26 protein-coding genes are annotated in these 22627 nt (G+C 57.0%); 6 read left to right on the top strand and 20 right to left on the bottom strand.

The genetic code is table 11. The features are described 5' to 3' along the window. Window positions 1-51 precede the first annotated feature (51 nt). A complete protein-coding gene (locus MNODULE_RS06510; protein ID WP_202882128.1) occupies window positions 52-513 on the top strand; it encodes a M67 family metallopeptidase in 462 nt (153 codons plus the stop codon). Here the strand turns inward: MNODULE_RS06510 and MNODULE_RS06505 are convergent. The 8 genes from MNODULE_RS06505 to radA form a co-directional block, all read right to left on the bottom strand. Further along, window positions 505-2439, bottom strand: a complete 1935-nt coding sequence (locus MNODULE_RS06505; RefSeq protein ID WP_168058635.1) for a ligand-binding sensor domain-containing protein — start codon at window positions 2437-2439, stop codon at window positions 505-507. The genes MNODULE_RS06510 and MNODULE_RS06505 overlap by 9 nt on opposite strands. Next, window positions 2436-3206 carry a twin-arginine translocase subunit TatC gene (gene tatC, locus MNODULE_RS06500; RefSeq protein ID WP_168058634.1) on the bottom strand — a complete coding sequence of 257 codons (771 nt, stop codon included), beginning with the start codon at window positions 3204-3206 and terminating at the stop codon, window positions 2436-2438. Before tatC ends, MNODULE_RS06505 begins: the two co-directional genes overlap by 4 nt. Window positions 3207-3294: 88 nt before the next feature. Further along, window positions 3295-3522, bottom strand: coding sequence for a Sec-independent protein translocase protein TatB (gene tatB, locus MNODULE_RS06495; protein WP_168058633.1), 228 nt, complete (start codon window positions 3520-3522; stop codon window positions 3295-3297). An 83-nt stretch (window positions 3523-3605) separates the two neighbouring features. Next, on the bottom strand, window positions 3606-3887 hold the full coding sequence (locus MNODULE_RS06490; protein WP_168058632.1) for a DUF465 domain-containing protein: 282 nt from the start codon (window positions 3885-3887) through the stop codon (window positions 3606-3608). Between the two features lie 40 nt (window positions 3888-3927). Then, window positions 3928-4419, bottom strand: coding sequence for a ribosomal protein S18-alanine N-acetyltransferase (rimI, locus tag MNODULE_RS06485; RefSeq protein ID WP_168058631.1), 492 nt, complete (start codon window positions 4417-4419; stop codon window positions 3928-3930). 33 nt (window positions 4420-4452) lie between these two features. Then, a complete protein-coding gene (gene tsaB / locus MNODULE_RS06480; protein ID WP_168058630.1) occupies window positions 4453-5169 on the bottom strand; it encodes a tRNA (adenosine(37)-N6)-threonylcarbamoyltransferase complex dimerization subunit type 1 TsaB in 717 nt (238 codons plus the stop codon). Between the two features lie 13 nt (window positions 5170-5182). After that, on the bottom strand, window positions 5183-5929 hold the full coding sequence (locus tag MNODULE_RS06475; protein ID WP_168058629.1) for a hypothetical protein: 747 nt from the start codon (window positions 5927-5929) through the stop codon (window positions 5183-5185). Between the two features lie 18 nt (window positions 5930-5947). After that, a complete protein-coding gene (radA, locus tag MNODULE_RS06470) occupies window positions 5948-7339 on the bottom strand; it encodes a DNA repair protein RadA (protein ID WP_168058628.1) in 1392 nt (463 codons plus the stop codon). A 227-nt stretch (window positions 7340-7566) separates the two neighbouring features. On the opposite strand from radA, the gene MNODULE_RS06465 reads away from it, so the two are divergent. Both MNODULE_RS06465 and MNODULE_RS06460 read left to right on the top strand, forming a co-directional pair. After that, window positions 7567-9060, top strand: a complete 1494-nt coding sequence (locus MNODULE_RS06465) for an aldehyde dehydrogenase family protein (RefSeq protein WP_168058627.1) — start codon at window positions 7567-7569, stop codon at window positions 9058-9060. 11 nt (window positions 9061-9071) lie between these two features. Then, entirely contained in the window at window positions 9072-10517 is a 1446-nt protein-coding gene (locus MNODULE_RS06460; RefSeq protein WP_168058626.1) for a hypothetical protein, read from the top strand. An 87-nt stretch (window positions 10518-10604) separates the two neighbouring features. Here the strand turns inward: MNODULE_RS06460 and panB are convergent, their stop codons facing one another. The 6 genes from panB to MNODULE_RS06430 form a co-directional block, all read right to left on the bottom strand. Then, a complete protein-coding gene (gene panB, locus MNODULE_RS06455; protein WP_168058625.1) occupies window positions 10605-11405 on the bottom strand; it encodes a 3-methyl-2-oxobutanoate hydroxymethyltransferase in 801 nt (266 codons plus the stop codon). Then, entirely contained in the window at window positions 11398-12318 is a 921-nt protein-coding gene (locus tag MNODULE_RS06450) for a methylenetetrahydrofolate reductase (protein WP_168058624.1), read from the bottom strand. Before MNODULE_RS06450 ends, panB begins: the two co-directional genes overlap by 8 nt. A 34-nt stretch (window positions 12319-12352) precedes the next feature. Beyond that, window positions 12353-13207, bottom strand: coding sequence for a bifunctional methylenetetrahydrofolate dehydrogenase/methenyltetrahydrofolate cyclohydrolase FolD (gene folD, locus MNODULE_RS06445; protein ID WP_168058623.1), 855 nt, complete (start codon window positions 13205-13207; stop codon window positions 12353-12355). Then, the gene (locus MNODULE_RS06440; RefSeq protein ID WP_168058622.1) at window positions 13188-13796 is read right to left on the bottom strand and encodes a 5-formyltetrahydrofolate cyclo-ligase; all 609 of its coding nucleotides are present in this window, start codon (window positions 13794-13796) and stop codon (window positions 13188-13190) included. Before MNODULE_RS06440 ends, folD begins: the two co-directional genes overlap by 20 nt. Window positions 13797-13974: 178 nt before the next feature. Beyond that, window positions 13975-14850: an HD-GYP domain-containing protein gene (locus MNODULE_RS06435; protein WP_168058621.1), complete on the bottom strand. Its 876-nt coding sequence runs from the start codon at window positions 14848-14850 to the stop codon at window positions 13975-13977. Continuing rightward, complete coding sequence (locus tag MNODULE_RS06430) at window positions 14847-15215, bottom strand: response regulator (RefSeq protein ID WP_168058620.1); 369 nt, start codon at window positions 15213-15215, stop codon at window positions 14847-14849. Before MNODULE_RS06430 ends, MNODULE_RS06435 begins: the two co-directional genes overlap by 4 nt. 133 nt (window positions 15216-15348) lie before the next feature. On the opposite strand from MNODULE_RS06430, the gene lexA reads away from it, so the two are divergent. Both lexA and MNODULE_RS06420 read left to right on the top strand, forming a co-directional pair. Continuing rightward, window positions 15349-16047 carry a transcriptional repressor LexA gene (lexA, locus tag MNODULE_RS06425; protein WP_168058619.1) on the top strand — a complete coding sequence of 233 codons (699 nt, stop codon included), beginning with the start codon at window positions 15349-15351 and terminating at the stop codon, window positions 16045-16047. Further along, entirely contained in the window at window positions 16016-16522 is a 507-nt protein-coding gene (locus tag MNODULE_RS06420) for a hypothetical protein (RefSeq protein ID WP_168058618.1), read from the top strand. Before lexA ends, MNODULE_RS06420 begins: the two co-directional genes overlap by 32 nt. Window positions 16523-16549: 27 nt before the next feature. Here the strand turns inward: MNODULE_RS06420 and MNODULE_RS06415 are convergent, their stop codons facing one another. From MNODULE_RS06415 to MNODULE_RS06400, 4 genes are all read right to left on the bottom strand, one after another. After that, window positions 16550-17017, bottom strand: coding sequence for a MaoC/PaaZ C-terminal domain-containing protein (locus MNODULE_RS06415; protein ID WP_168058617.1), 468 nt, complete (start codon window positions 17015-17017; stop codon window positions 16550-16552). Continuing rightward, a complete protein-coding gene (locus MNODULE_RS06410; protein WP_202882127.1) occupies window positions 17014-18558 on the bottom strand; it encodes a class I adenylate-forming enzyme family protein in 1545 nt (514 codons plus the stop codon). Before MNODULE_RS06410 ends, MNODULE_RS06415 begins: the two co-directional genes overlap by 4 nt. 135 nt (window positions 18559-18693) lie before the next feature. Next, window positions 18694-19074 (bottom strand): PilZ domain-containing protein, encoded by a 381-nt coding sequence (locus MNODULE_RS06405; RefSeq protein ID WP_168058616.1) that lies wholly within the window; start codon window positions 19072-19074, stop codon window positions 18694-18696. Between the two features lie 32 nt (window positions 19075-19106). After that, on the bottom strand, window positions 19107-19481 hold the full coding sequence (locus MNODULE_RS06400; protein ID WP_168058615.1) for a PilZ domain-containing protein: 375 nt from the start codon (window positions 19479-19481) through the stop codon (window positions 19107-19109). A 189-nt stretch (window positions 19482-19670) separates the two neighbouring features. On the opposite strand from MNODULE_RS06400, the gene opgC reads away from it, so the two are divergent. Continuing rightward, complete coding sequence (gene opgC / locus MNODULE_RS06395; RefSeq protein ID WP_168058614.1) at window positions 19671-20780, top strand: OpgC domain-containing protein; 1110 nt, start codon at window positions 19671-19673, stop codon at window positions 20778-20780. 20 nt (window positions 20781-20800) lie between these two features. On the opposite strand, the gene MNODULE_RS06390 is transcribed toward opgC, so the two are convergent. Both MNODULE_RS06390 and MNODULE_RS25240 read right to left on the bottom strand, forming a co-directional pair. Next, a complete protein-coding gene (locus MNODULE_RS06390) occupies window positions 20801-21262 on the bottom strand; it encodes a Zn-ribbon domain-containing OB-fold protein (RefSeq protein WP_168058613.1) in 462 nt (153 codons plus the stop codon). Beyond that, the gene (locus MNODULE_RS25240) at window positions 21262-22458 is read right to left on the bottom strand and encodes a thiolase C-terminal domain-containing protein (RefSeq protein WP_168058612.1); all 1197 of its coding nucleotides are present in this window, start codon (window positions 22456-22458) and stop codon (window positions 21262-21264) included. Before MNODULE_RS25240 ends, MNODULE_RS06390 begins: the two co-directional genes overlap by 1 nt. Window positions 22459-22627 lie beyond the last annotated feature (169 nt).

Genomic DNA, 22627 nt, shown 5'->3' with positions numbered 1-22627 from the left:
TTCTGACAAAAATGTACCCACATTTTTACTAATAAACTCTATGGATCGAGAATGGGGTTAGACAGAGAAAGGGTGATGCTCCAAATTCCAAAAACCCTCATCGATGAAATGATCGCCCATGCGCAAGCGGAGGCGCCGAACGAGTGCTGCGGTCTTCTGTCAGGGAAAGAAAATGTGGTCAGTGAAATATATCAGATCGGCAACCTGCCGGCGGACGATCCGGCTATCGCCGATCTGAAGGTTCCGCCGGACCGCCGATTCCGCTATGTGATGGATCCCAAGGAACAACTCCGGGCCTTCAAAGCGATGCGAAAGAGCGGGACAGAACTCCTCGGGATCTACCATTCGCATCCTCACTCTCCGGCCTACCCTTCGGCCACCGATGTCCGCCTGGCCTTCTATACCGATACATACTACCTGATTATTTCCTTGGAAAAGGAGAAGCCGGAAATTCGCACCTTCCGGATTATCGATCAGAAGATTTCAGAAGCGACGATCGCGGTCTTACCCTAAACGTTTCCGAAGCGTTGCGAGAAGTCCTCCTTTGGGAATCCGATCCACCCCTAACAAAACCCCGTTCTCCTCGGTGGCGACCCAGATGGTGCCGTCTGAAAGCGGGAGGAGCTGATTGACCTGCTTCTCGAAGCGCTCCCCCTGGTAAAGCCGGGCGGGATGCCACTCGGCCCCCCCGTCATTGCTCCAGAAAAGGCCCCGTTCCGTGCCGATGTAGAGGATCTCCCGGTTCTCCGGATCGACCGACAGAGCGGTTATCCTCACCCCGCTCGGAAGCGCCCCCTTTATCTCTCTCCACTCGCCATTAAGATCGCCTTCCCATATTTTTTGCTCATTGGCTGCCAGGAAAGAGCCCTCGTCTCTCCAGGCGATGTAGCGGAAAGGGGCGCCTTCCTTGGAAACAACTTTTTTCCAACCCTCATTCGATTTTGACCAGAGGGTGTTCTCCATCATTGCGAGAAGCCTCTCCCCTTTCACAGCCAGCGCTGAGATCGTCCCCGGTTCGACCGCCTCCACCTTCTCCCAGCCCTTTCCGTGATCGGAGGAATAAAAGAGACCGGCCTCCGTCCCGGCGTAGACCCCCTCCATTCCGTCCACCGCAATGGAGAGCACGCGGGCCGGGAGAGAACCTTCCACGGCCGCCCATGTGCCCCGACCATGCTGCCTTCTGGAAATTCCATCTTCGGTGATGATATAAAGGAATGTCTTGCCGCGGGCCATTCCGCGGACGGAAAGATTGACCAGTCCCACGTTCTCCCCGATCCAATTCCCTTCCTGACCGGTGATAACCCCTTTTCCATCGGTTCCGACGGTGATCCCTTCCCCGCCATAATCGAGGGTCCGGACGGGAGCGATCAGCAATCCCTGATGCAGCGCCTCCCAGGGGGATCGAATTCGCCCGCGGAAGAGTCCTCCGCCGGTTCCGGCATAAAGATCGCCCCCCTCGGCGGCGACGAACGAGTGGATCTGGAGATCGGTCATTTCCGTCCCTGCCTCGAGCGGAAACCAACGCGCCCCGTCATCTTCGCTGTAGAAAACCCCCTCGCCGGTCCCGGCATAGAGGATCCCCCGGCCATCCACGCTCAGCGAGCGGATGGAAATGTTGGGAAGGCCCGCATTTGCCCGCTGCCAACGGACCCCGCCGTCCAGGCTCCGGAAAATACCGGCTCCCAATGTGCCGGCATAAAGCGCCTCATCTTTTCCCAAAACCAAGGCCCGAACGACCTGCTCTTCAATCCCTTGAAAATCGAACGCGCGGATGATCTGCGTCCACTGCGAATCCCTGGGGCGCCGTTTAAAAATTCCTTTACCTTGCGTCCCCGCATAGAGCGTTCCGTCTTTCGTCGCAACTATACTCCGGACCAAGACCGATCCGATCCCGTCGTTATAAGGCTCCCAATGCTCTCCCTCATCCTTGCTGACGTAGACCCCCTGTCCCGTCCCCGCGTAGACCACCCCTCCGGGAAGGGAGACCATCGACTCCACACTGGTATTCTCCAATCCTCGATTGATCGAGACCCAGCGCCGTCCATCGTCGCGGCTTTTGAAGAGACCGGCCCGGATCGTCCCGGCATAGAGGGTTCCCCCTTTCACGCGCATCAAATTGACGATGAATTTATCCCGCAGGCCGAGATTGGAAGGAACCCAATGCTTTCCTCCGTCCTCGCTCCGGAAAAGGCCTTCGCCGTAGGTTCCGACGAAAAGAGTCTCTCCGGAGCCCGCCGCAATCGACTGGATCACTCCCACGCCGTAGGGACCGTCGGTCGGATAAAGGGTGACCCCCTCCACCGGGGGGCGGTAATCGGCCTTTCTTTGGATCATCGATGCGAAGGGAATCGTGGAGGCCTGCGGTTTGTTGGAGAGATAAAAAAATCCGGCGACGGCCACCATGCCGAGGATCAGGAAAAACGCCTTCGGACGGCTCATGGCGACATCCCTCCCGGCTCTTCCTTGCGAAGCGAGACCACGCTCCCGAAGATTCGAACGATCACGATGCCGACTTCATAAAGGAGAATCAGCGGGATCGCCATGACGCACTGGTTGAAGATATCGGGGGTCGGTGTCAGGATCGCGGCGATCAGGAACGAGAGAAGAACGGCGTACTTTCGATTTTGTGAAAAGAAAGCGGGGGTCATGAGCCCCATCCTCGATAGAAAGAGCATGGCCAGAGGAAGTTCGAAGACCAGACCGAACCCAAAGAGGAACTTGAGATTAAAATCGATATACATTGAAACGGAGATCTGCGGGGTGATGCCGCTTCGAACTCCGTAATTGATAAGGAAGTCGAGCGCGAGCGGCAGGGCGACCAGATAACAGAAGGCCATCCCGGCGAAAAAGAGCAACGTCGCAAAGATTAAAAACGGGAAAAGATACCCGCGCTCATTCGGAAGAAGGCCGGGCGCGACGAATTGCCAAATCTCATAGAGAATCACCGGGAGGGCCGCCAGAAAGCCGACGAAGAGGGAGACCTTTAGGTCGGCCCAAAAAGCTTCGGCGGGGGCGAGAAAAATCAATTCGGCATGAAGGGGACGCTTTAGAAAGAAAAGGAGGGTGTCCGAAAAATAAAAAGCGGCCCCGAAGGCAAGAGAGATAATCAGGACCGACCGAACAAGTCGGCTCCGAAGCTCCTGCAAATGGCCGGAAATCGGCATCTCCGCTCCCGCTCCCTCCTTACTCCCGGCCGGCTTTTTCACCTTTCCTCAATCCTCCCTTTTCCTCCACTCCTCTTGCGGATTGATCTCCCCGCATCAAGGCTTACATCTTCCCGATTTGAAAATTGGCTTACTTGTCGCTGATTTCGGGTGAGGAGCGCTCGGGTTTCGTCGCAGGGCTGACCGTTTCTTCTTTATCCCCTTTCTCAATCTCCGCCCGCACCTCCTCGGTCGCACGGCGAACCTCGCCGAGCCCCCTTCCGATCACCCGCGCGATCTGAGGAAGCTTCTCGGGACCGAGGATAACAAGCGCGATCGCGAGGATCAGCAGCAATTCTGGAAAACCAATCCCAAACAAGGGCCCCTCATTTCTAAAAATTCAGATCGTGTCGTTTCGGAGTGCGGAGCGAGTTCCCTCTCCGCTCCGCACTCCGTACATCATCAGCGTCTTCCAGCCGTCATATTGGAGATCCGCTTGGTCGATTTTTCGACATCGGCCTGTCCGGTCACTTTCACCTGCCGGACCATCTCCACCATTTCATCTTTGGCGGCCAATTTTTTCTTCTGGAACTCTTTCTTTTGAACTTCCTCTTGAGGAGTCAAGACCCTTCTTCGCCCCATCTGGTGAAGCGATTGGTCAAGTTCCCCATGCAGTTTCTCGAGGTGACGAAAATGCCAATTTTTTTCGCGGAGCATTTCGATGATCTTTTCTTCTCTCTCCATCGATTCCCCCCTCATGAGGTGATTAAACGTGAAACGATTTCTATTCTTCTTCTCCCCCTCCGTCAAAGTCGCATTGGAGCAGAAGGGCATCTTCTCTCGGCTCCCGATAGTAGTTTCGCCGGACCCCGACCTGATAAAATCCGAGATTCCGGTAGAGCGTTTGCGCCGGAAGATTGGAGGCGCGCACTTCGAGCGTCGCCATCCGGATTCCCCTCCTTCGGCCGCTCTCCAGGGCGAAGCGAACCAGCCCCTCTCCGATCCCTCGTCTTCTCCAGGCCGGCTCGACCGCCACATTCATCAAGTGAAGCTCATCATAAACAACCCAGAAAAGAACGTAGCCGACGATCCGGCGGTGTTCCTCTTCTCTCGCCACATAGGCGAATGAGAAGGGGTTCTCCCACAGCTCGGACTCGAACATTCTTCTTGTCCAGGGAGACGAATAGGCGGCGCGCTCGATCGTTAAAATCGTGTCGACATCTTTCGGAGTCATCCGATCGTAGAGGATAGGAACCGACGCCGCTCTTTTATTCATTTCCGATTCCATCGCCTCTGCCGGAGAATCATTTTATCCGGCCCCCTGGCTGCTTGATTTCGCGCGGTGGTTCAATTCGGCGGTCGAGGCCCGGAGATAAAACGGCGTCACCTCTTCCGGGGGATGGACTTCCCCTCCTTTCAGTCGGGCGAGGCCCAGCTCCGCCACGCCGGCTGCGGAAGGGAATCGGAGCGCCTTCGGAGGGAAAAGGGCGCCCCCCGGTCTGCGCGCCAGGAGAAGCTCCCTGTATTTCTCCGCCCCTTCTCCGACGAAGAGAACCGGTTGATCGAGACGGCCGATCGCCTCCAGCATCGCCTCGGGCGAAGTCGCCGCATCGGGATGAAGCCGAACGGGTCCTCCCTCTTGCATATCGAACAACGCCCAATAAACCTCCTGCCGCCGCGCATCGAGCATCGGCGCAATCAACGCATTCGAATAGGGGAAAAGCCAAGCCATCGCCTCTAGCGTCGGAACCGTCACCAGCGGCTTTCGCCCCCCCATCGCAAGCCCCTTCGCCGTGGAGAGACCGACCCGCAGCCCGGTGAACGACCCCGGACCGATCGAAACCGCAATCGCATCAAGATCGGCCACCGCCGTTCCGCTGTCGGTGAGGAGCCGATCGATCGCCAAGAGAAGGCGTTCCGAGTGGCGCACCTCCACATGTAGGCGATACTCCGCAATCAGGCCGGCCTCTTCCATCAGCGCGACCCCCCCTGCCAACGTGGCGGTTTCAATCGATAAGATCTTCATGCCTTACTCTGTCCTATTCCATTGAAGCGATCGGAGAGACCTCCCTGAAACGGAGCGTCACTTTCTCTCCCTCACTCTCCCCCCGAACTTCGAAGGGAAACGCCTGTCGTCCGACCTTCCGGTAATCGCCGAAGAGCAGGCGGCCGCTCCGCTCACCCATGACATCAAATCGCTCCACTCGCTCCACCCGGAACGCCGTCCGCTCGATCCCGATCTTCTCCTCCAGAACCGCCTTCCCCGGCAGCGCCCTCAAGAGATAAAGGATGAAGCGATCCTCCCCCTTCTCCAGAGCCGGAAGCGACGGCGGCGCCGGGTCGGGGACGGCGCTCCGATTGACCCAGTCGATCAGCGCCAGCGATCCGATCGGGATCGCCGTTCGGACCTCTTCCTCAAATTCCTCCCGGGTCGCTTCGATCGTTCTTTGCTCCGAGGGAAGATGGAGGGTCACCCTGGGGCCGGCCAGCCGCAATTCAAAGAGGGTCCCTCCCAAAAGATTAAATCCCCGGATTCGGGTCTCCCCGTTCCAGTGGACCCAGCTCGCCTGAAAGGTATGGCGCCCCTGACGTTCGGAGTCGGCCGTGATCTCCAACAGCCCTTTAAATCCGCTCCACTCCTGGCGGCGGAGTTGATAGAGGGTCAGAAGCTCCTCCAAGGAGGCATCTTTCTTCACCGCCTCATCGACGGGCCGGATCTCCTTCTTCGCGCAACCCGATACGAACAGCAACATCACCAACGCGAGGCGAAACCAGGAACGGACCAACTTCCTCTCCTAGAAGAACTAGATCAACTCGAGCGCCTCGGCAAGATGCGAGACGCCGATCACTTCCAGTGTGTTCCCGATCTCCCCCTCTTCCCGAAGCAGTTCCTGATTCCGCTTCGGAAGGATGCACCGCTTGAATCCGAGCTTCTCAGCCTCGCGAATCCGGAGGGTCGGCTGCTGGACGCCGCGAATCTCTCCTGCCAGACCGACCTCCCCGAAGATCACCGTCGCCGGATCAACCGGGCGTTCCCGGAAGCTGGAAGCGACCGCCGCCGCGATCCCCAGATCGATCGCCGGCTCTTCGACCTGAATCCCGCTGACGACGTTGATGAAAACATCTTGCCCCGCGAGATGAAGCCCCGCCCGCTTTTCCAAAACGGCGAGGAGGAGCGAGACCCGATTCGAGTCGACCCCCAACGCCATCCGGCGCGCCGTGCCGAGATAAGAGGCGCTGACCAGCGCTTGAAGCTCGATCAAGATCGGCCGGGTTCCCTCCTGCGCGGCGACGACGACCGAGCCGGCCGCGTCGCGCGGCCGTTCGGCGAGGAAGAGGCCTGAAGGATTATCGACGTCGGCCAGACCCGCCCCTTTCATCTCGAAAACCCCCAGCTCGTTCGTCGACCCGAAGCGGTTTTTAATCGCCCGGAGAATTCGATAGGGGTGCCCCTTGTCCCCCTCGAAATAGAGAACCGTATCGACGATGTGCTCGAGGACGCGCGGCCCCGCGATCGATCCTTCTTTAGTGACATGGCCGACAATCAAAACCGCCACGTTGGCACGCTTGGCGTAAAACATCAGCTGAGAGGCGACCTCCCGGATCTGCGTCACACTGCCGGGGGCGGAGCTGATCTGGCGGGTATACATCGTTTGAATCGAATCGATGACGATCGCAACCGGTTGGACCGCTTGTGCATGGTGGATGATTTCCTCAAAGGCCGTTTCGGCAAGAATATAAAGGTGGTCGGAGGAGATCCGGAGCCGGTCGGCCCGCAATTTCACCTGGGCCGGAGATTCTTCCCCAGAGACATAGAGCACTTTTCCGCGGCCCGCCCCGATTTGATCGAGCGATTGAAGCAGCAGGGTCGATTTTCCGATTCCCGGGTCCCCCCCGATGAGGACCACCGATCCGGCGACGATCCCCCCTCCCAAGACCCGGTCAAACTCGCTCGAACCGGTCTTCGCCCGCATTTCGGAAACGGGGAGAATTTGAGAGATCGGCTTCGGCGCCCAAATCTCCCGGTCGAGCTCTCCCTGGGCCAGCCATCGGGACTCCTGGTTCTTCCCAAGAGTCGGCTCGACCCGCTCCTCGACCAGCGAATTCCAAACGCCGCAGTCGGGGCACTTCCCGAGCCATTTGGGCGACTGGTAGCCGCATTCCTGACAATAAAAGACTGTTTTTATTTTCGCCATTTGTCTTCCTTTTTCTCATGATAATCGATCAATTTTCAAAAAGCAAACGATCAAAAAGATAAAACAGAGGAGTAAGGAATCGAGTGATAGGGGGTATGGGATAGGGGTAAAAACATATCCCTTACCCCGTGTTCATCTACCCCTTATCCCTTCTCTTCTTACCTGTCTCCCCAGTTGTCTTTTCGGCCCTTTTTGGATAGAATGAATAAGTTGAAAGGGGAATCGAAATGGCTGAGAAGATTCGAAATTATATCAATGGAAAGTGGGTCGATGCGGCCCGCGGGAAGACCTTCGAGAGCCGCAACCCGGCGGACAACAGAGACCTCGTCGGAACGGTCGCCGACTCCGATGCGACGGATGTCGATAAAGCGGTCACCGCCGCCCGTAAGGCATTTCGTGAATGGTCCCTCACACCGGCCCCCCATCGGGGGGAGATCCTCTACCGGGCGGCCGAACTTCTGGTCAAGCGGAAAAAGGAGCTCGGAGAACTCGTCTGCCGGGAAATGGGTAAGGTGATGCCGGAGGCGATGGGGGACGTTCAAGAAGCGATCGACATGACCTATTATATGGCCGGCGAGGGGAGACGCCTCTCCGGCGAGACGGTCCCCTCGGAGCTTCCGAATAAAGACGCGAAATCGGTGCGGGTCCCGATCGGCGTGGTCGCCCAGATTACCCCATGGAATTTCCCGATCGCCATCCCTTCTTGGAAAATGACTCCCGCCCTCATCACTGGGAATACCGTCGTCTTTAAACCGGCCGAGGAAACCCCGGTCTGCGCCACCCGATTTGTCGAGATCCTGATCGAAGCGGGTCTCCCGCCGGGGGTGTTGAACATGGTTCACGGGTTCGGGGAGACGGCCGGAGAGCCGATGGTCCGCCATCCGGAGGTCGATGTGGTCTCGTTCACCGGCTCGAATCCGGTCGGCGAGCGGCTGGCCGGCATTTGCGGCAGCATGCACAAGCACTTCACGATGGAGACCGGCGGGAAAAATCCGATCATCATCATGGATGACGCCAACCTCGAGCTTGCGATCGAAGGGGCGATCTGGGGGGGATTCGGAACCAGCGGGCAGCGCTGCACCGCCGCCAGCCGGCTGATCGTTCATGAAGCGGTTCACGATCGTTTTGTAAAGATGTTTTCCGAACGGGCCGCCCTGCTGAGGGTCGGGCCGGGATCGGATAAAAAAACGGAGATCGGTCCCGTCATCAGCGAAGCCCAATATCGTAGAATTCTCGATTACATCGAAGTCGGAAAGAAAGAAGGAGCCAAGCTGATCTTGGGTGGGAATGCCCTGAAGAAGGGGAAACACGCCAACGGCTATTTCATCGAGCCGACGATTTTTATCGACGTCCAACCGAAGATGCGGATCGCGCAGGAAGAGATCTTCGGGCCGGTCGTCGCCGTCCTTCGCGCCCGGAATCTCCGAGAAGCGATCGACATCGCCAACGACGTCCCCTTCGGCCTCTCCGCCGCGATCTACTCGCAGGATGTCAACAAAACCGCCGTGGCGGAGCGCGATCTGAATACCGGCCTGGTTTACATCAACGCCTCCACCATCGGCGCCGAAATCCAGCTGCCGTTCGGCGGGACCAAACGGACCGGCCTCGGACCGCGTGACGCCGGCGGACGGGGCGGCGCCCTCGACCTCTACACCCAATGGAAGATCATCTACCGCGACTACAGCGGCCGGCTTCAAAAAGCACAAATCGACAAAGAATAAGGACCATCCGAATGCGGAATGCGGAGAGCGAAGCGCGGAGCAAAAGCCCTTCCGGCTTTTTTTATTCCGCGCTCTCTCCTCTGCTGATTGCTCTTCTCTTCACCCTCTCCGGTTGCAAAGGGGAGAATCAGCCCTCTCCTCCCGAGCTTCCGGCCAATGTGATCAACCTTTCCAACACCGAGGCTCTCTCCATCGCGCCGGATAGTGCTGCGTCCGGAGAGACCCTGTATATCGTCTGGCAGGAGCATGTCGGCGGTCAGAACATGGAGGTCTTCCTCTCCCGTTCCGGAGACGGCGGAGCCACCTTCGGCGCACCGGTCAATGTTTCTCAGACCTCCGTCTTCTCGGGCAATCCCCAGATCGCCGCGTCGGGGAATTTCGTCCATGTCGTCTGGGAAGAGACGGTTCCAACCAACGTCGAGGCAAATGAATTTGATATTTTTTACAGACGCGGCGAAGATGTGAACGGCACCTTCACCTGGTCTCCTCCTTTAAGTGAGACCGGCTTGAGACTTTCGAGCCCGACTCCGAATTGTAGAAACAACACCGACACACCGGGGGACGATCCCTGCCCCTCGCAACTACCGACCGTCGTTGCTTCCGGCGAGAACGTCTTCGTTGCATGGGGGGAATCAACCATTTATCAGTTCGAGATCGATAACTCACTCAATCCTCCCTCCAAAACATTTCGGATCATCAACTCGGAAATTCTACTAAGGAGATCGACAGATGATGGAACCACATTCGATCCAACGATCTTCACCATCTCAGGCCCAAAGGATGACAGCACCCTGTCCCCTTCATTTGCCCCGACCCTGGCCGCAACGGCCGACAGAGTCTACATTGCATGGGAAGATGTCCCTCTTCCCCAGCCTCCACAGCCCCAATCCAAAATTTTCTTCAGGACACTGATCGATCCATTAAGTTCTGCTTTCAGCCCCCCTCTCGCTCAGCAGGCAAGAGACCTCTCCCGCTTTATTAAGGGATCAAGCCGGCCGAGCCTGGCCGCGGAAGGAACCCGGGTCTACCTTGCCTGGGAGGGACTTCACCTCCCAGCGGGACCGTGTCCTGCCGTTCAAGACAATACTCCCGCTCCTCCAGAGGCCAGATCGGAAATCTTTCTCGTTCTATCGGAAAATCGAGGGGATCAATTTAGTGATGCGAATGATTGCGCTCAGAGCAATTTTTCGAACACGACCGGCAACTCCAATAGTCCTCGGATCTCTGTATCGGGATCATCTGTCTATGTCGTTTGGATGGAGAGCACTCCCGACCTTGCAGGGATGGCATTTAGAAAATCAGAGGACGGCGGGGATACGTTCAGCGCTTTTTCCAATATCGAGACGGCAGGCTCCGCAGCGAACCCGAGCATTATCGCCGCCGCGGATGGGACCTTGTTAGCCTCATGGGAGGATGCAACCCTCGGCAATCTCGAGATTGTCTTTGCTCGAGAATAATCACCTCAAGAATGCAAAAAGGCTGGGATTTCTCCCAGCCTTTTTATTTCATCCGACTCAATCTTGTAAATAAGCCTTTCGAACGTTCTACTCGTATCCCTCTTCTTCCGTGGGAAATTTGCCCGACTCCACATCCGATTTGTAGCGGCGCACCGCCTCGGTAATCGTCGCAGTGAGGTCGGCGTAGCGGCGGACGAACTTGGGATGGAAGCGGGTGAAGAGGCCGAGGAGATCGTGCAGAACAAGGACCTGGCCGTCGCAGTACGGACCCGCGCCGATTCCGATCGTCGGGATTTTAATCGATTGAGTGATTTTCTTCGCCAAGGAAATCGGAATCCCCTCCAGAACCAACGAGAAGGCGCCCGCCGACTCGACCGTCTTGGCGTCTGCGAGGAGCTGTTTGGCCTGAGAGGTCCCGCGTCCTTGAACCTTGTATCCCCCCATCCGATGAACTGATTGCGGAGTCAATCCGATGTGCGCCATGACCGGAATATCGTGGCGCGCCAGCATCTCGATCCGATCGGCGACCCGCGCTCCCCCCTCCAGCTTCACCGCCGCGGCACCCCCTTCTTTCAAGAACCGTCCGGCGTTCCGGATCGTCTCCTCGATGCTCGCCTGATACGATAGAAACGGCATGTCGCCGACGACCAAGGCCCGCTTCGCGGCCCGGGAAACCATTCGGGCATGGTAGATCATTTGATCGAGGGTCACCGGAAGGGTGCTCTCCTCCCCCTGAACAACGATCCCGACCGTATCCCCGACCAAGAGAATGTCGATCCCCGCTTCATCAATCAGCTTGGCAAAAGGAAAATCGTATGCCGTCAGGACGGTGATCTTCTCCCCGTTCTCTTTTTTCTCGCGAATCCGAGGAACCGTGATTTTATCCATCCGCTCCTCCGGCGGCCTTTTTTAACCCGGGACCTTTGGGCAAAAGCCCCGCCCGTTCCAAGATCACCGGGATCTGCTCCTCGGCGCCGATCGCCATCAGATGAATCCCGTCGCATTTCCCTCGGATCGCCTCGATCAGTCCAAGCGCAATTTCGATCCCTACCTCCAGTTCTCCCTCTTTTCCAGCCCGCTCCAGCTTTTGGACAAAGCGCTCCGGCACGAAGATCCCGAGATGCTCCGTCACATAACGAGCCATCTTGAGAGAGCGGAGGAGGAGAACACCGGCGAGAATGTTGACGTTCGACTTCCGAGCCTGCGCCATAAATCGTTCGAAACGGTCAGGCTGAAAGACCGCTTGGGTTTGGAAAAATCGGGCGCCGGCCTCGACCTTTTTTCCGAACTGCATCAACGCCGGCTCCAACGGTTCCGCTTCCGGCGAAACCGCCGCCCCCGGAAGAAGAGCGGTCGCCCCCTGGATCGGCTTCCCGGTCATCTCCTTTCCTTCATTGAGGCTGCGGACCACCTGGAGGATCTCAACCGATTCGAGATCAAAAACCGCTTTTCCCTCTTTCTGATTCCCCAGGGTGATATCGTCGCCCGTCAGGCAGAGGACATTTCGAATATCGAGAATATGTAAACCGAGTAGATCGGACTGGATGGCGAGCCGATTCCGATCGCGGCCGGTGATCTGGCAGATCGGATCGTGCCCCATATCGAGGAGGACCTTGCTGAGCGCCAGCGGGCTGGCGTGCAGTGTCGCCGCCGGATTATCGTTTACGTTGACCGCATGGACCTTTCCCAAGAGCCGCCGCGCGTGACTGCAGAACTCGGCAATGTCGGTTCCCTTCGGCGGCAAACACTCCGCCGTTAAAATAAACTCTCCCGATTCCAGCGCGTCTCTGAGCGTCTTCATAAAGCCCTTTGCCTTTCTCCGACCGCGTCTCCCCTCACGCTTTTTCTTTCTTCCACTTCGCAGACTGAAGGGTATTTAAAAGAAGCATGGCGATCGTCATCGGACCAACCCCGCCCGGCACCGGCGTGATCGCCCCGGCCCGCTCCTGGACCGGATCAAAATCGACATCGCCGACGATCCGGCCGTCCGGAAGGCGATTGATCCCGACATCAATCACCACCGCGCCCTCTTTCACCATTTCTTTTTTTACAAATTGCGGCTTGCCGATCGCCGCGATCAGGATATCGGCCTGGCGGCAGACTTCGGGCAAATTTTTCGTCTTCGAATGGCAGATCGTCACCGTGGCATGGTGATGAAGCAGGAGCAGCGCCGCCGGTTTTCCGACGATATTGCTTCGTCCCACGACGACCGCATGCGCTCCGGCGATCTCAACTTTAGAAGCAAGGAGAAGCTCGATGATGCCGAGGGGCGTGCAGGGGACGAACCCCTTCTCGTTGGCCACCAATTTCCCGACATTGATATAATGGAACCCGTCGACATCTTTCTCCGGAATCACCGTATCGAGCACCTTGCGCTCGTTGATCTGCTTCGGCAGGGGAAGCTGAACCAAGATGCCGTGAATTTTCGGATCTTGATTGAGGCGCTCGACCAGAGAGAGCACCTCGGCCTCCGTGGTCTCCTCGGGAAGATGATGCTCTTCCGAATAAATCCCGACCTCTTCACAGGCCTTTCGTTTGTTTCGAACGTAAATTTTCGACGCGGGATTTTCTCCCACCAGGACCGCCGCCAATCCGGGCCGATCGCTCGGACCGAGCTTTTCGACCTCGGTCTTCACCCGGGCGCGGACTTCCTGCGCAATCGCCTTTCCGTCAATTCGTTTCGCCGGCACTTTCGTCTCCCTGAATGTATATCGTTCTTTTTTCTGTCATGATCAGATCAACCGGATGATCGGTCTCTTCAATTGGAAGCTGATTGAGCACCTGAAACTCAAACGCCATCCCGACTTTCCTCCCCCTTGCCGAAGAAAGAAGCCGATCATAATACCCCCCCCCGAACCCCAGCCGATTCCCCGTCTCATCGAAAGCCACTCCCGGAACGACCCACAGTTCGACCTCCTTCGGATCGACCTTTTTCCGGTATTCGAGCCGCGGTTCGGAAATGCCATAAGGACCGGGCTGCAACTTGGAGGGATGAAGTTCGATCAACTCCGAAAGGGCCAACGACTTTGTCTCCGGTTGAACGAGCGGGACCACAACCCGCTTCTTCATACGGAGCGCCTCCCGGATCATCTCGTCGGTCTGAACCTCCGCAGCCATGGCCAAATAGAAATGGATCGTCTGCGCCGCGTTGAATTCGGAGGAAGCCAAAAATCGCTTTGCGATCTCCCCACTTTTAAGCCGACATTCCTCGGAGGAGAGCGCCTTTCTCTGGAGAAGAAAACCGGCCCGAATCTCCTTTTTATCCGTAAAATGGCCCACATTCGCAACCTCTGCCCGTTTTTCAGGTTATCAGGTCGCCGTTTCGATTGTCAAGGAATTTGACCTGCTTGAGGTTCGTTCAGGGATGGAAATGGCGGTTGCAACTTTCGGGTCCCTTTTGAGTTACCACAGTGGGATATTGACAAGACGATCGCGATTTTCGAAACGGAAATCTCAATTAAGAAGCGGGATCGGGAGGAAGGGGGGAGGTTCCGAGAAGGATCGGGTCGAGTAAGCCGGCCCTCCAAATTTCCAAGAAAACGACGACGATGTTCGGATCGAACTGGGTCCCCGAGCAACGTTTGATCTCCTCAATGGCGCGCTCGGGATCGAGCTGCTTGCGGTAGGGACGGCTGCTCGTCATCGCATCAAAGGTATCGGAGACGGCCAACAGTCTTCCTTCGATCGGAATCGCCTCGCCGGAGAGCCCCTTCGGGTATCCCTTTCCATCATACCGCTCGTGATGATAGAGGACATACGGAACCAGCGCTTCCAGAAAATCGATCCCGCGGATAATTTGCTCGCCGATCTCCGGATGGGCCTTCATCATCTCGAACTCCTCGACCGTCAGCTTTCCGGGCTTATTGAGAACGGCATCGGGGACGCCGATCTTCCCGACGTCATGGAGATGCCCGGCCAGCTCCAGCACCGCCAATCGTTCCTCCGGCCAATCGAGTAGCTTTGCCGTGAGCTTCGCATATTCGGTCACCCGGTCGGTATGCCCGCCGGTGTAGCGGTCGCGCTTCTCGATCGCCTTGGCGAGCGTGATGGCGGTCGCTCTTTGGCTCTGGATGAGCTGTTCTCTCTGCCGGCGTTCATGCAGATAGCTCTTCCGAAGATCTTCAGCATACCGCAACATCTGTTGGTACGCCGTCTCCAACTCTCGCGTCTTGAGTTTTTCTCTCTTAAGAAGAATCTTCAGATCTCGGAGAACATAGGCGAGCTGCGTTCCGGAATAACCAAATTCTTCCCGAAGGTATCGCTCCAGATCTCGATCGACGGAAGAGAGCTCCCTCGATTCGCCTGGTCTTTGACTGGGGATGAAGTCCATCATTTTTTTCGGGTTAAGATCTTGCTGACGCAGTCGAGGAGTTCAAGAGGGCTGAAGGGTTTGGTGAGGTAGACATTTGCATCGAAGCTCTTTGCTTCGTTCTCCGAAAGCTTCCCCCTACCGGTCAAGATAATGATGGGGATCGCCTTGGTCCGAAGATCCGACCGAACCTTTTTGCAAACCTCTTCTCCGCTGATCCCCGGCATCATTAAATCGAGGATCAGAAGATCCGGTCTTTCCTCTAAGCACTTTGCGACTGTGTCGGGACCGTTCTCGGATTCAATGATGTGGTATTCCTCGCTTTCCAGAGTGCTGTGAATGAGGAGGCGGATCGGGACTTCATCGTCGGCGATTAAGATCTTCTTCATCGGCTGCTCCGGGTGGAAAAAGGATAACACAAAAGGGTTTTTTGTCAACGAAACCGAGCATGTGATAACAACTTAAGGGTTCACGCGAAGCGGGTGATCCGAGGTGAACTCCGCCTTGACAAGGAATGAAAAAATGATTACGATGAGGATCGCGCGGGAGGTCTACACTTGTAGACTTCCGGGGGACGGAATGGCGGGAGCCGCTCTTACAAAACGACAGCAAGCGATCTATCAGTATCTACGACGCTTCCTGGATGAACACGGGTTTCCGCCGACCCTCCGTGAAATCGCGCGGCATTTCAGGCTGGCCGGACCGATGGGGGTCAAGAGACATCTCGACACCCTCGTCCGTAAAGGGGTCATTCAACGTCTCCCCGGACAACCGCGAGCGATCCGCATTAAAACCCCTCCCCCTCGACAGGGCCGCCTTCTTCCGATTCTCGGCGGAGTCCATGCCGGGCTTCCCCTTCTCTCCGAAGAAAACATGGAGGGAGAGCTCTTGCTCGATTCGATGATCGCCGCCCGGGAATCGGCGTTCGTCCTTCGGGTGAAGGGGGAGAGCATGATCGACGCCCACATCGTCGACGGAGATTACGTGGTGGTGCAAAAAGAGCAAACCGTGGAAAATGGGGAGATGGCGGTGGTGCTTGTCGACGGAGAGGCGACGCTCAAGTATTTTACGAAGAGAAAGAAAGAAATCATTTTATCTCCCGCCCATCCCGAGATGAAACCGATCATCGTTCGACAGGATCAATCGGTTCAGGTTTTGGGAAGAGTGGTCGCCGTATTAAGGATGGTGGATGCAGGCAGTAAAGGAAAAAAGAACAGGTGAGTCCTCATTTCAGGATTATCTAAAACGATTCTCTCTCCGCTACAAGGGAACATCGAAAACAAAAAAGGCCCCCTCCGACTACCTGATCGAAAGCCCGTTCGGGAAGCTCTTTGCAGTGGTCCTCGAATACGATGCCTCCACGGAAATCCGGGAAAAACTGAAAGAGGCTCAAAAACGGTCGAAACAGTTCAAGAAGGAGAAAACCCCTTTCATGCCGGTTCTCCACAAGGGGGGCCTGCCCGGTCTGGAACACCGCTACCTTCAGGAAGCCCTTCAGGAGGGACACTTTCCGGAGCTGAGCGCAATCGCTCTGCTGGAGGGAAGGCCGGGTCAAGAACACCTCCGGATTTTTCACAACCGCTTCGCAAACCATCTCCTCGATCGGCGCATCTTCGATCACGACAAGGACAAGAATCTCTTTCTGGCAAAAATCTTTCCGAATCACTTTTTCTGGATTGTCGAAGACGCGATCTGACGCAGCGGTCGGTTATCAACTGAACCTTTAAACGCTTCGAGATGATCGCTTTTCTTGCCTTCGCTTCAAGAGAAGGGTCCAGCTCCCCTCTTGCACCGTTTCATTCCGTTGATTGAGAACCGCCGCCTCCAGGGTCAGGATGCCCCGATCGGGCTTGCGGCTCGGTCTCTTCTCCTTCACGATGACATCGGCATGCACGGCATCACCGATCCGGACCGGCGCGATGAACTTCCACGCCAAGCCGAGAAAGGCGATGACGCCCTCTTCTAAAAGACCGAGCCGTACCCAGAGACCCGATGCGATCGAAAGCCCCAGCAACCCATGCGCAATCCGTCCGCCGAAGGGGGTCTTCTTCGCATACGCTTCGTCGAGGTGGAGCCGGTGGTGATCTCCCGAGAGATCGGCGAACTGAACAATATCGTTCTCGGTGATTGTTCGCGCCTCGGTGGTAAACCTCTCCCCCACTTCAAAATCATCAAAGAACCGGCGGGTCATTTTTCTTCCCGTTGGAGATAGGTTTCTCTCAGTTTCCCCTTCTGGATCTTTCCGGTTGCCGTCTTTGGAAAAGCGTCCATGAAGATCACCTCCTTGGGACATTTAAATCGGGCCAGGTGTTCCCGGCAATACGCGATGATCGTTTCGGCGGTTGATGAGACATCCGGTTTCGGGATGATGAAGGCGGCCACCTCTTCTCCCCACACCGGATCAGGCAGCCCGACCACCGCCGCCTCCAAGACATCCGGATGCCGATAAAGCCGCTCCTCGATCTCTTTCGGATAGATATTCTCCCCTCCCCGGAGGATCATCTCCTTCTTCCGGCCGACGATGAAGAAAAATCCCTCCTCGTCACGATAGCCGAGATCGCCCGTGTGGAGCCGGCCGCCGCGCAGCGCTTCTTCGGTCGCCGCCGGATTCTTGAAATAACCTGCCATGACATTCTCGCCTCGGACAACAATCTCGCCGACCTCCCCCACCGGCGCCTCCTCGTCACGGTCATTCATGACCGTCATCTCCTGGTCCGGAAGGGGAAGGCCGATCGAGCCGATCTTTCGCAGGCCCCCCAAGGGATTGACCGAGGAGACGCAGGTTCCTTCCGACAGTCCATACCCCTCCAGAATGAACGCACGGAATTTCTCCTCGAACTTTTCAAAGAGCTCCACGGGCATCGGCGCCGCCCCGCAAATACAGAAACGAAGCGATGAGAGGTCATGCGCTTTCGTCTCCTCGGCGTGGAGGAGAATCGCATAGATCGTCGGAACACCGGAGAAGGCGGTTGCGCGAAATCGCTCCAGGTAAATGAAGAAGTCTTTCGGCGAGAACCTTTCCATCAGGACCATGCTCCCCCCGATGAAAAGAGGACCCAACGTCGTCACGACCTGGCCGTTGACATGGAAGAGGGGAAGGATGCAGAGGAAGCGGTCCTGCTCGGTCATCTGCGTCGGCCGAACGAACTGCGCCACGTTGGAGAGATAATTCCAATGGGTCAGGATCACCCCCTTTGGCGATCCGGTCGTCCCGGAGGTGTAGATCAGCGCCGCCGGATCGTCCGGTCGGAGATCGATCTGCAACGGCGAGCCGCCGGCCACATAAAGAGAGGAGAAGACTCTTCCCTTGCCTGCCCGCTCACCGACCAGAAAAACCTGCTCCAACGTCGGCAGCCCGGACCGCTTCGGCGCGATAACGGAATAAAGCGTAGGGGTGGTGATCAAGACGCGGCTTTCGGAGTTCCGAAGAATATAGGCGGCCTCTTCACCCTTCAATTGCGTGTTGATCGGCACCGCCACCGCCCCGAGCTTCAACGTCCCGAAAAAGGCGAAGAGAAATTCCGGCATGTTTGGAAGGAAAAGGGCGACCTTCTCCCCCGGCCGGATTTGGAACCGGGCGAGATTCTCGGCGATCCGCTCGGTCCGCTCATCAAGCTGGCGGTAAGTGACCTCCTGCTCTTTGAAGAAAAGAAAGACTTTATTGGGAAAGCGCTCCGCCTGCCGGCGGAGAAGGGCGGGGATGGAGCGAAGCGGATCGGGAATGGCCATCATTCAGCCGGTCGATGGTTTAGGTGGACCTGGTTTGATCCTGGCGCGAGTCTAACACAGGAGACCGGCCCCGGCAAGCCGGTCTCCGCTGCAACGTTTCTTGGAAGGGACGGGGTGTTGGTGAGGCAGGGCTTGACGTCACGATTTGTTCTGGAGAACCCGTTGGATCTTAGCAAAGAGGCAGGGTTGTTTTTCGGCGGTCAGGAGAGCGAGAAACTGCAATCCGTAGGAATGGCTGCTATCGCCCCGATGCACCGCCATGACTCTTCCGGCCGTCTTCTCTTCAAACGGTTTTCCTTCTTCTTCTCCGATGATCCGAAGGGTGAGCAGTTTCCCGAGATCAAACCGCTCCTTCGTATGAAAGAGAAGACCGGAGAGGCTGATGTTGCTGATTGTGATCTCGATCGGCCGCGGCCCGAAAATGACGCTTCCCTTCCCGGAGAAGGCGATGCGGGGCTGCTTTCGTTGATCCAGAGAAGGGGCGTCCGGCCCTTCCATTCCGATAAAAAAATTGGGCATCCTCTTCTCCGATGGATCGGCTCAGCGGAACATCACTCTCTGACTGCGGAGCGTTTGCCGGCTTGAAGATAGCGGTAGAGCGAGGGCTGGTTCTCCAAGGTGAGGACCTCGTCGAATTGTACGCCGTAAGAGTAGCCGACGCCGCCTCGATTCACCGCTACGATTTTTCCTGTCACCACTTCTCGGAAGGCCTCTTTTCGGAACCGTCCCTCGATTTGAAGCGCAACCGTCTTTCCGAAATCCAACCACTTACGGGAATGAAAAAGAAGACCGGAAAGGCTCATGTTGGTAATCATCACCTTGACGAAGGGAAGCTCCGAGAGGAGCGTCGCTTTGCTGACCACCGGAAGCCGGGGATGTTTCCGTTTATCGTCTCGATTCTCAAGGGCCAAAATAAAACTATCCATCTCCTTCTCCTTCACTTCTGAATAGATCCGTTACCGGCACGGGGACCTAATGAGAAGATAGCAGAAGATGATGCGCTGTCAAGCGATCCACCCCTTCCAACACCGGCCCAGCCTTGTGGCGGAATCCTCCAAAAAGATAAAATAGATCTAGACCCCTTCTCTGCCCGGTCCGACGGAGGCACCCCTTCCATGAAAAGAAACGACGCCTTGGATGCATTGCGGGGACTTTTTCTTGTCGTGATGACCCTCAATCACGACGGCGGCCCGCTTCGCCGGCTCACGCATGAGCCGTTCGGTTTCGTCTCGGCGGCCGAAGGTTTTTTTCTTTTATCGGGCCTGGCGACCGGACTGGCCTATACAGCTCCCTCCTTTTCGTCGATTGCGCAACGCGCCTTCCACAACGCCCGGCGCATTTATCTTTATCATCTCCTCTCCTTTCTTTTCGTTTTCGCGCTGGTCCAGCTCTTCCCCCTCGCGGCGGCGGAGAGCCGGTGGACCGATCGCCTCCTGATCATCCGCGAGGAACCGCTCTCGGCCCTTCTTCTCGGCGCGGCGACACTTTACCGGCCGCATTTTTTTGATATTCTTCCGATGTACACCCTTCTGGTGCTGGTTGTCCCTTTTTTGATCCGGCGCTATCAAAACGGAAGCGGCACGGCGGTCTTGCTGTTCAGTCTCTCCTTATGGGGATTTTCTCAAGCCGGCCTGAGAGAAATTTTCACCGCGCCCATGCTCCCCCTCCCCCAATCGGAGCTCGGCTATTTCGACCTTTTCGCCTGGCAATTTCTCTTCGTTCTCGGGACCTGGTTGGGATTCAACGGAAGAACCACCTTCGCTGCGCGCCTCCCGGATCCTCCCGTCCTTTTTCCGATCGTCCTGATCCTCACCTTTCTTCTCCTTCTGGCTCGGCATCAACCCGCTTTGTTCGACTCCGTCTTTCCCTTCTCGATTCAACAGGCAACCGAAAAGAGCCATCTCGGCTGGCTCCGATTAATCAACGTCCTCCTCATCACCTACTTAACCGCCCGGCTTGTTCAAGCCTATCCGCACCTTTTTCGGTGGCGTTGGTTTGCCTTTTTGGGAGCGCATTCATTGCCGGTGTTTACTTATCACCTCCTGATGCTTTATCTACTGGAATTCTTCGTCCGAAAACCGATCGCCTCATACAGAACCGGTCCGGCCTTGCTCCTTTCCATGTTATTCATCCTCAGCTTAACCCTTCCGGCATGGGTCCATTCGCACTACAAGGAACGGAAGACCAAAACCCGGAACCAGCCTGCTCTCACCCCGTCGACTTGAAGAAAAGATCGGGAATCCGGCTACACCGGCACGAAATAAAAATCGGCCATCTCCCCTTTGCGCTCCGGGCGGAAGAGGGCGCGAACACGGATGCCGGGGCGGGCTTGGGTCACGTCATCGAGGATGATGTTTTGAAGGAGGAGGGTGTCGGCGCCGTCCACCCGGATGTAGGCGCAGACGAAGGGGGTCTTGGAGAAGAAGCGGGAGGTTGCATAGTAGACGGTGGTGCAGGTAATCACGGTCCCCTCGTTTCCGAGCGGCACCCACTTCGTTGGACGGTAACATTGGGAGCAGTTGATGCGCGGGGGAAGATAGGTCTTTTTGCAGCGGGCGCAGCGGCTGCCGAGGAGATTCGCTTCTTCTTTGATCGCCCGGAAAAAAGGGGAGATCCCGCCGTAGCTGTAGCGGTAGTTCATCTCGATCCGGTCGGGGATCTCAAAGGGGACAACGTCCGGTCGGGGCTCTTTCTTCTTTCGCGCCATTATTCTCCCTCGACAATGAAAGCAAAGGTCCACGAAGTCGCCGGTCCCCCGATTCCCTGAACCAAGCCTCGCTTCGCCCCTTTGACCTGACGTTTCCCCGCCCGGCGGGTCACCTGGAGCGCTGCTTCGCCCATCTGCATCACGCCGGTGGCGCCGACCGCATGGCCGCAGCCGATCAGCCCGCCGCTCGGGTTGACCGGGAGATCGCCCTCCATCTCGGTCACCCCGTCGTCGATCAGCCGGCCTCCCTCCCCCGGTTTACAGAAACCGAAGGCTTCATAAGAAAGAATCTCGGCGGAGGTAAAGGCATCGTGTAGCTCGGCGAAGTCGAGCTCCTTTCTTGGGTTTCTGATCTTGGCCATCTTGTAAACCGCCTTCCCTGCCGCGATCGATGAGCCGAACTCGGCGTAGTCGGGCCGGTTCCCGGTGAAGGCCATGTCAGTCGAAGCGCCGACGCCGGTGATCCAGGCGACCGGCCGCTTCGCCTTTTTTGCAATTTTCTCCGAGACGAGGATCAGCGCCGAAGCCCCTTCCGAGTAGAGGCAGTTGTCGTAGAATTTGAACGGGTGGCAGATCTTTTTCGACCGGAGGACATCTTCGACGGTGATCCGCTCCGGACGCTGAGCAAAAGGATTGTCGAAGGCGTTTTTATGATTTTTGACGGAGACCTTCGCCATCTGCAGTTCGGTCGGGCTGCCGTATTTTTCCATGTGGGCGACGGTCGGGAGCGCGTAGGAGGCGGCGGGGGTCAACCCCAGCGGCGCCTCGAAAGTCATGTCGGCGGAGTAGATGATCCCCTTCAAGACTTCCGGCGTGCTGCTTTTTAATTGGGGGTCGAAGGCGTCGGAGCATTTCTCGACGCCGAGAACGAGGACGATGTCATAGAGGCCGGAGGCGATCTGCGCGAAGCCGGTGTGGACGGCGGCTCCGCCGGTCGCCCCGCCGGTGGTGACGCGGAGCGACGGTTTGAGGCCGAGGCCGAGATAGTCATGGACGTAGACATCGGGCATGAACTGCCGCTGGAAAAGATCGTTGTAGATCCCGTAAACGGCCGATTCGATCTGATCGTGGGAGAGACCGGCATCTTTTAAGGCGGCCTTGGCGGCGTCGAACGCCAGCTCATAATAGCTCTTATCTATCCAGCGGGCTCGAAAGGGGGTGGTTCCATAACCGAGAATTGCGACGCGACGCGCCACAGATCCTCCTTATTTGATCGGAGCGAAGATGTCGGTCGCGGGGGAGAGGAAAGTCACCAGGTGGAAAATATAGTACCCGGCAATCGCCAATCCGATCACCAGAATGCTGTACTTGAGAACTGCTTTCATTGACACCTCAACTGATTAAGCAATGTGCGGGGATGACCCG

The organism is Candidatus Manganitrophus noduliformans, from assembly GCF_012184425.1.
Lineage (GTDB): Bacteria > Nitrospirota > Nitrospiria > SBBL01 > Manganitrophaceae > Manganitrophus > Manganitrophus noduliformans.
This window is presented reverse-complemented; position numbering and strand designations above follow the sequence as displayed.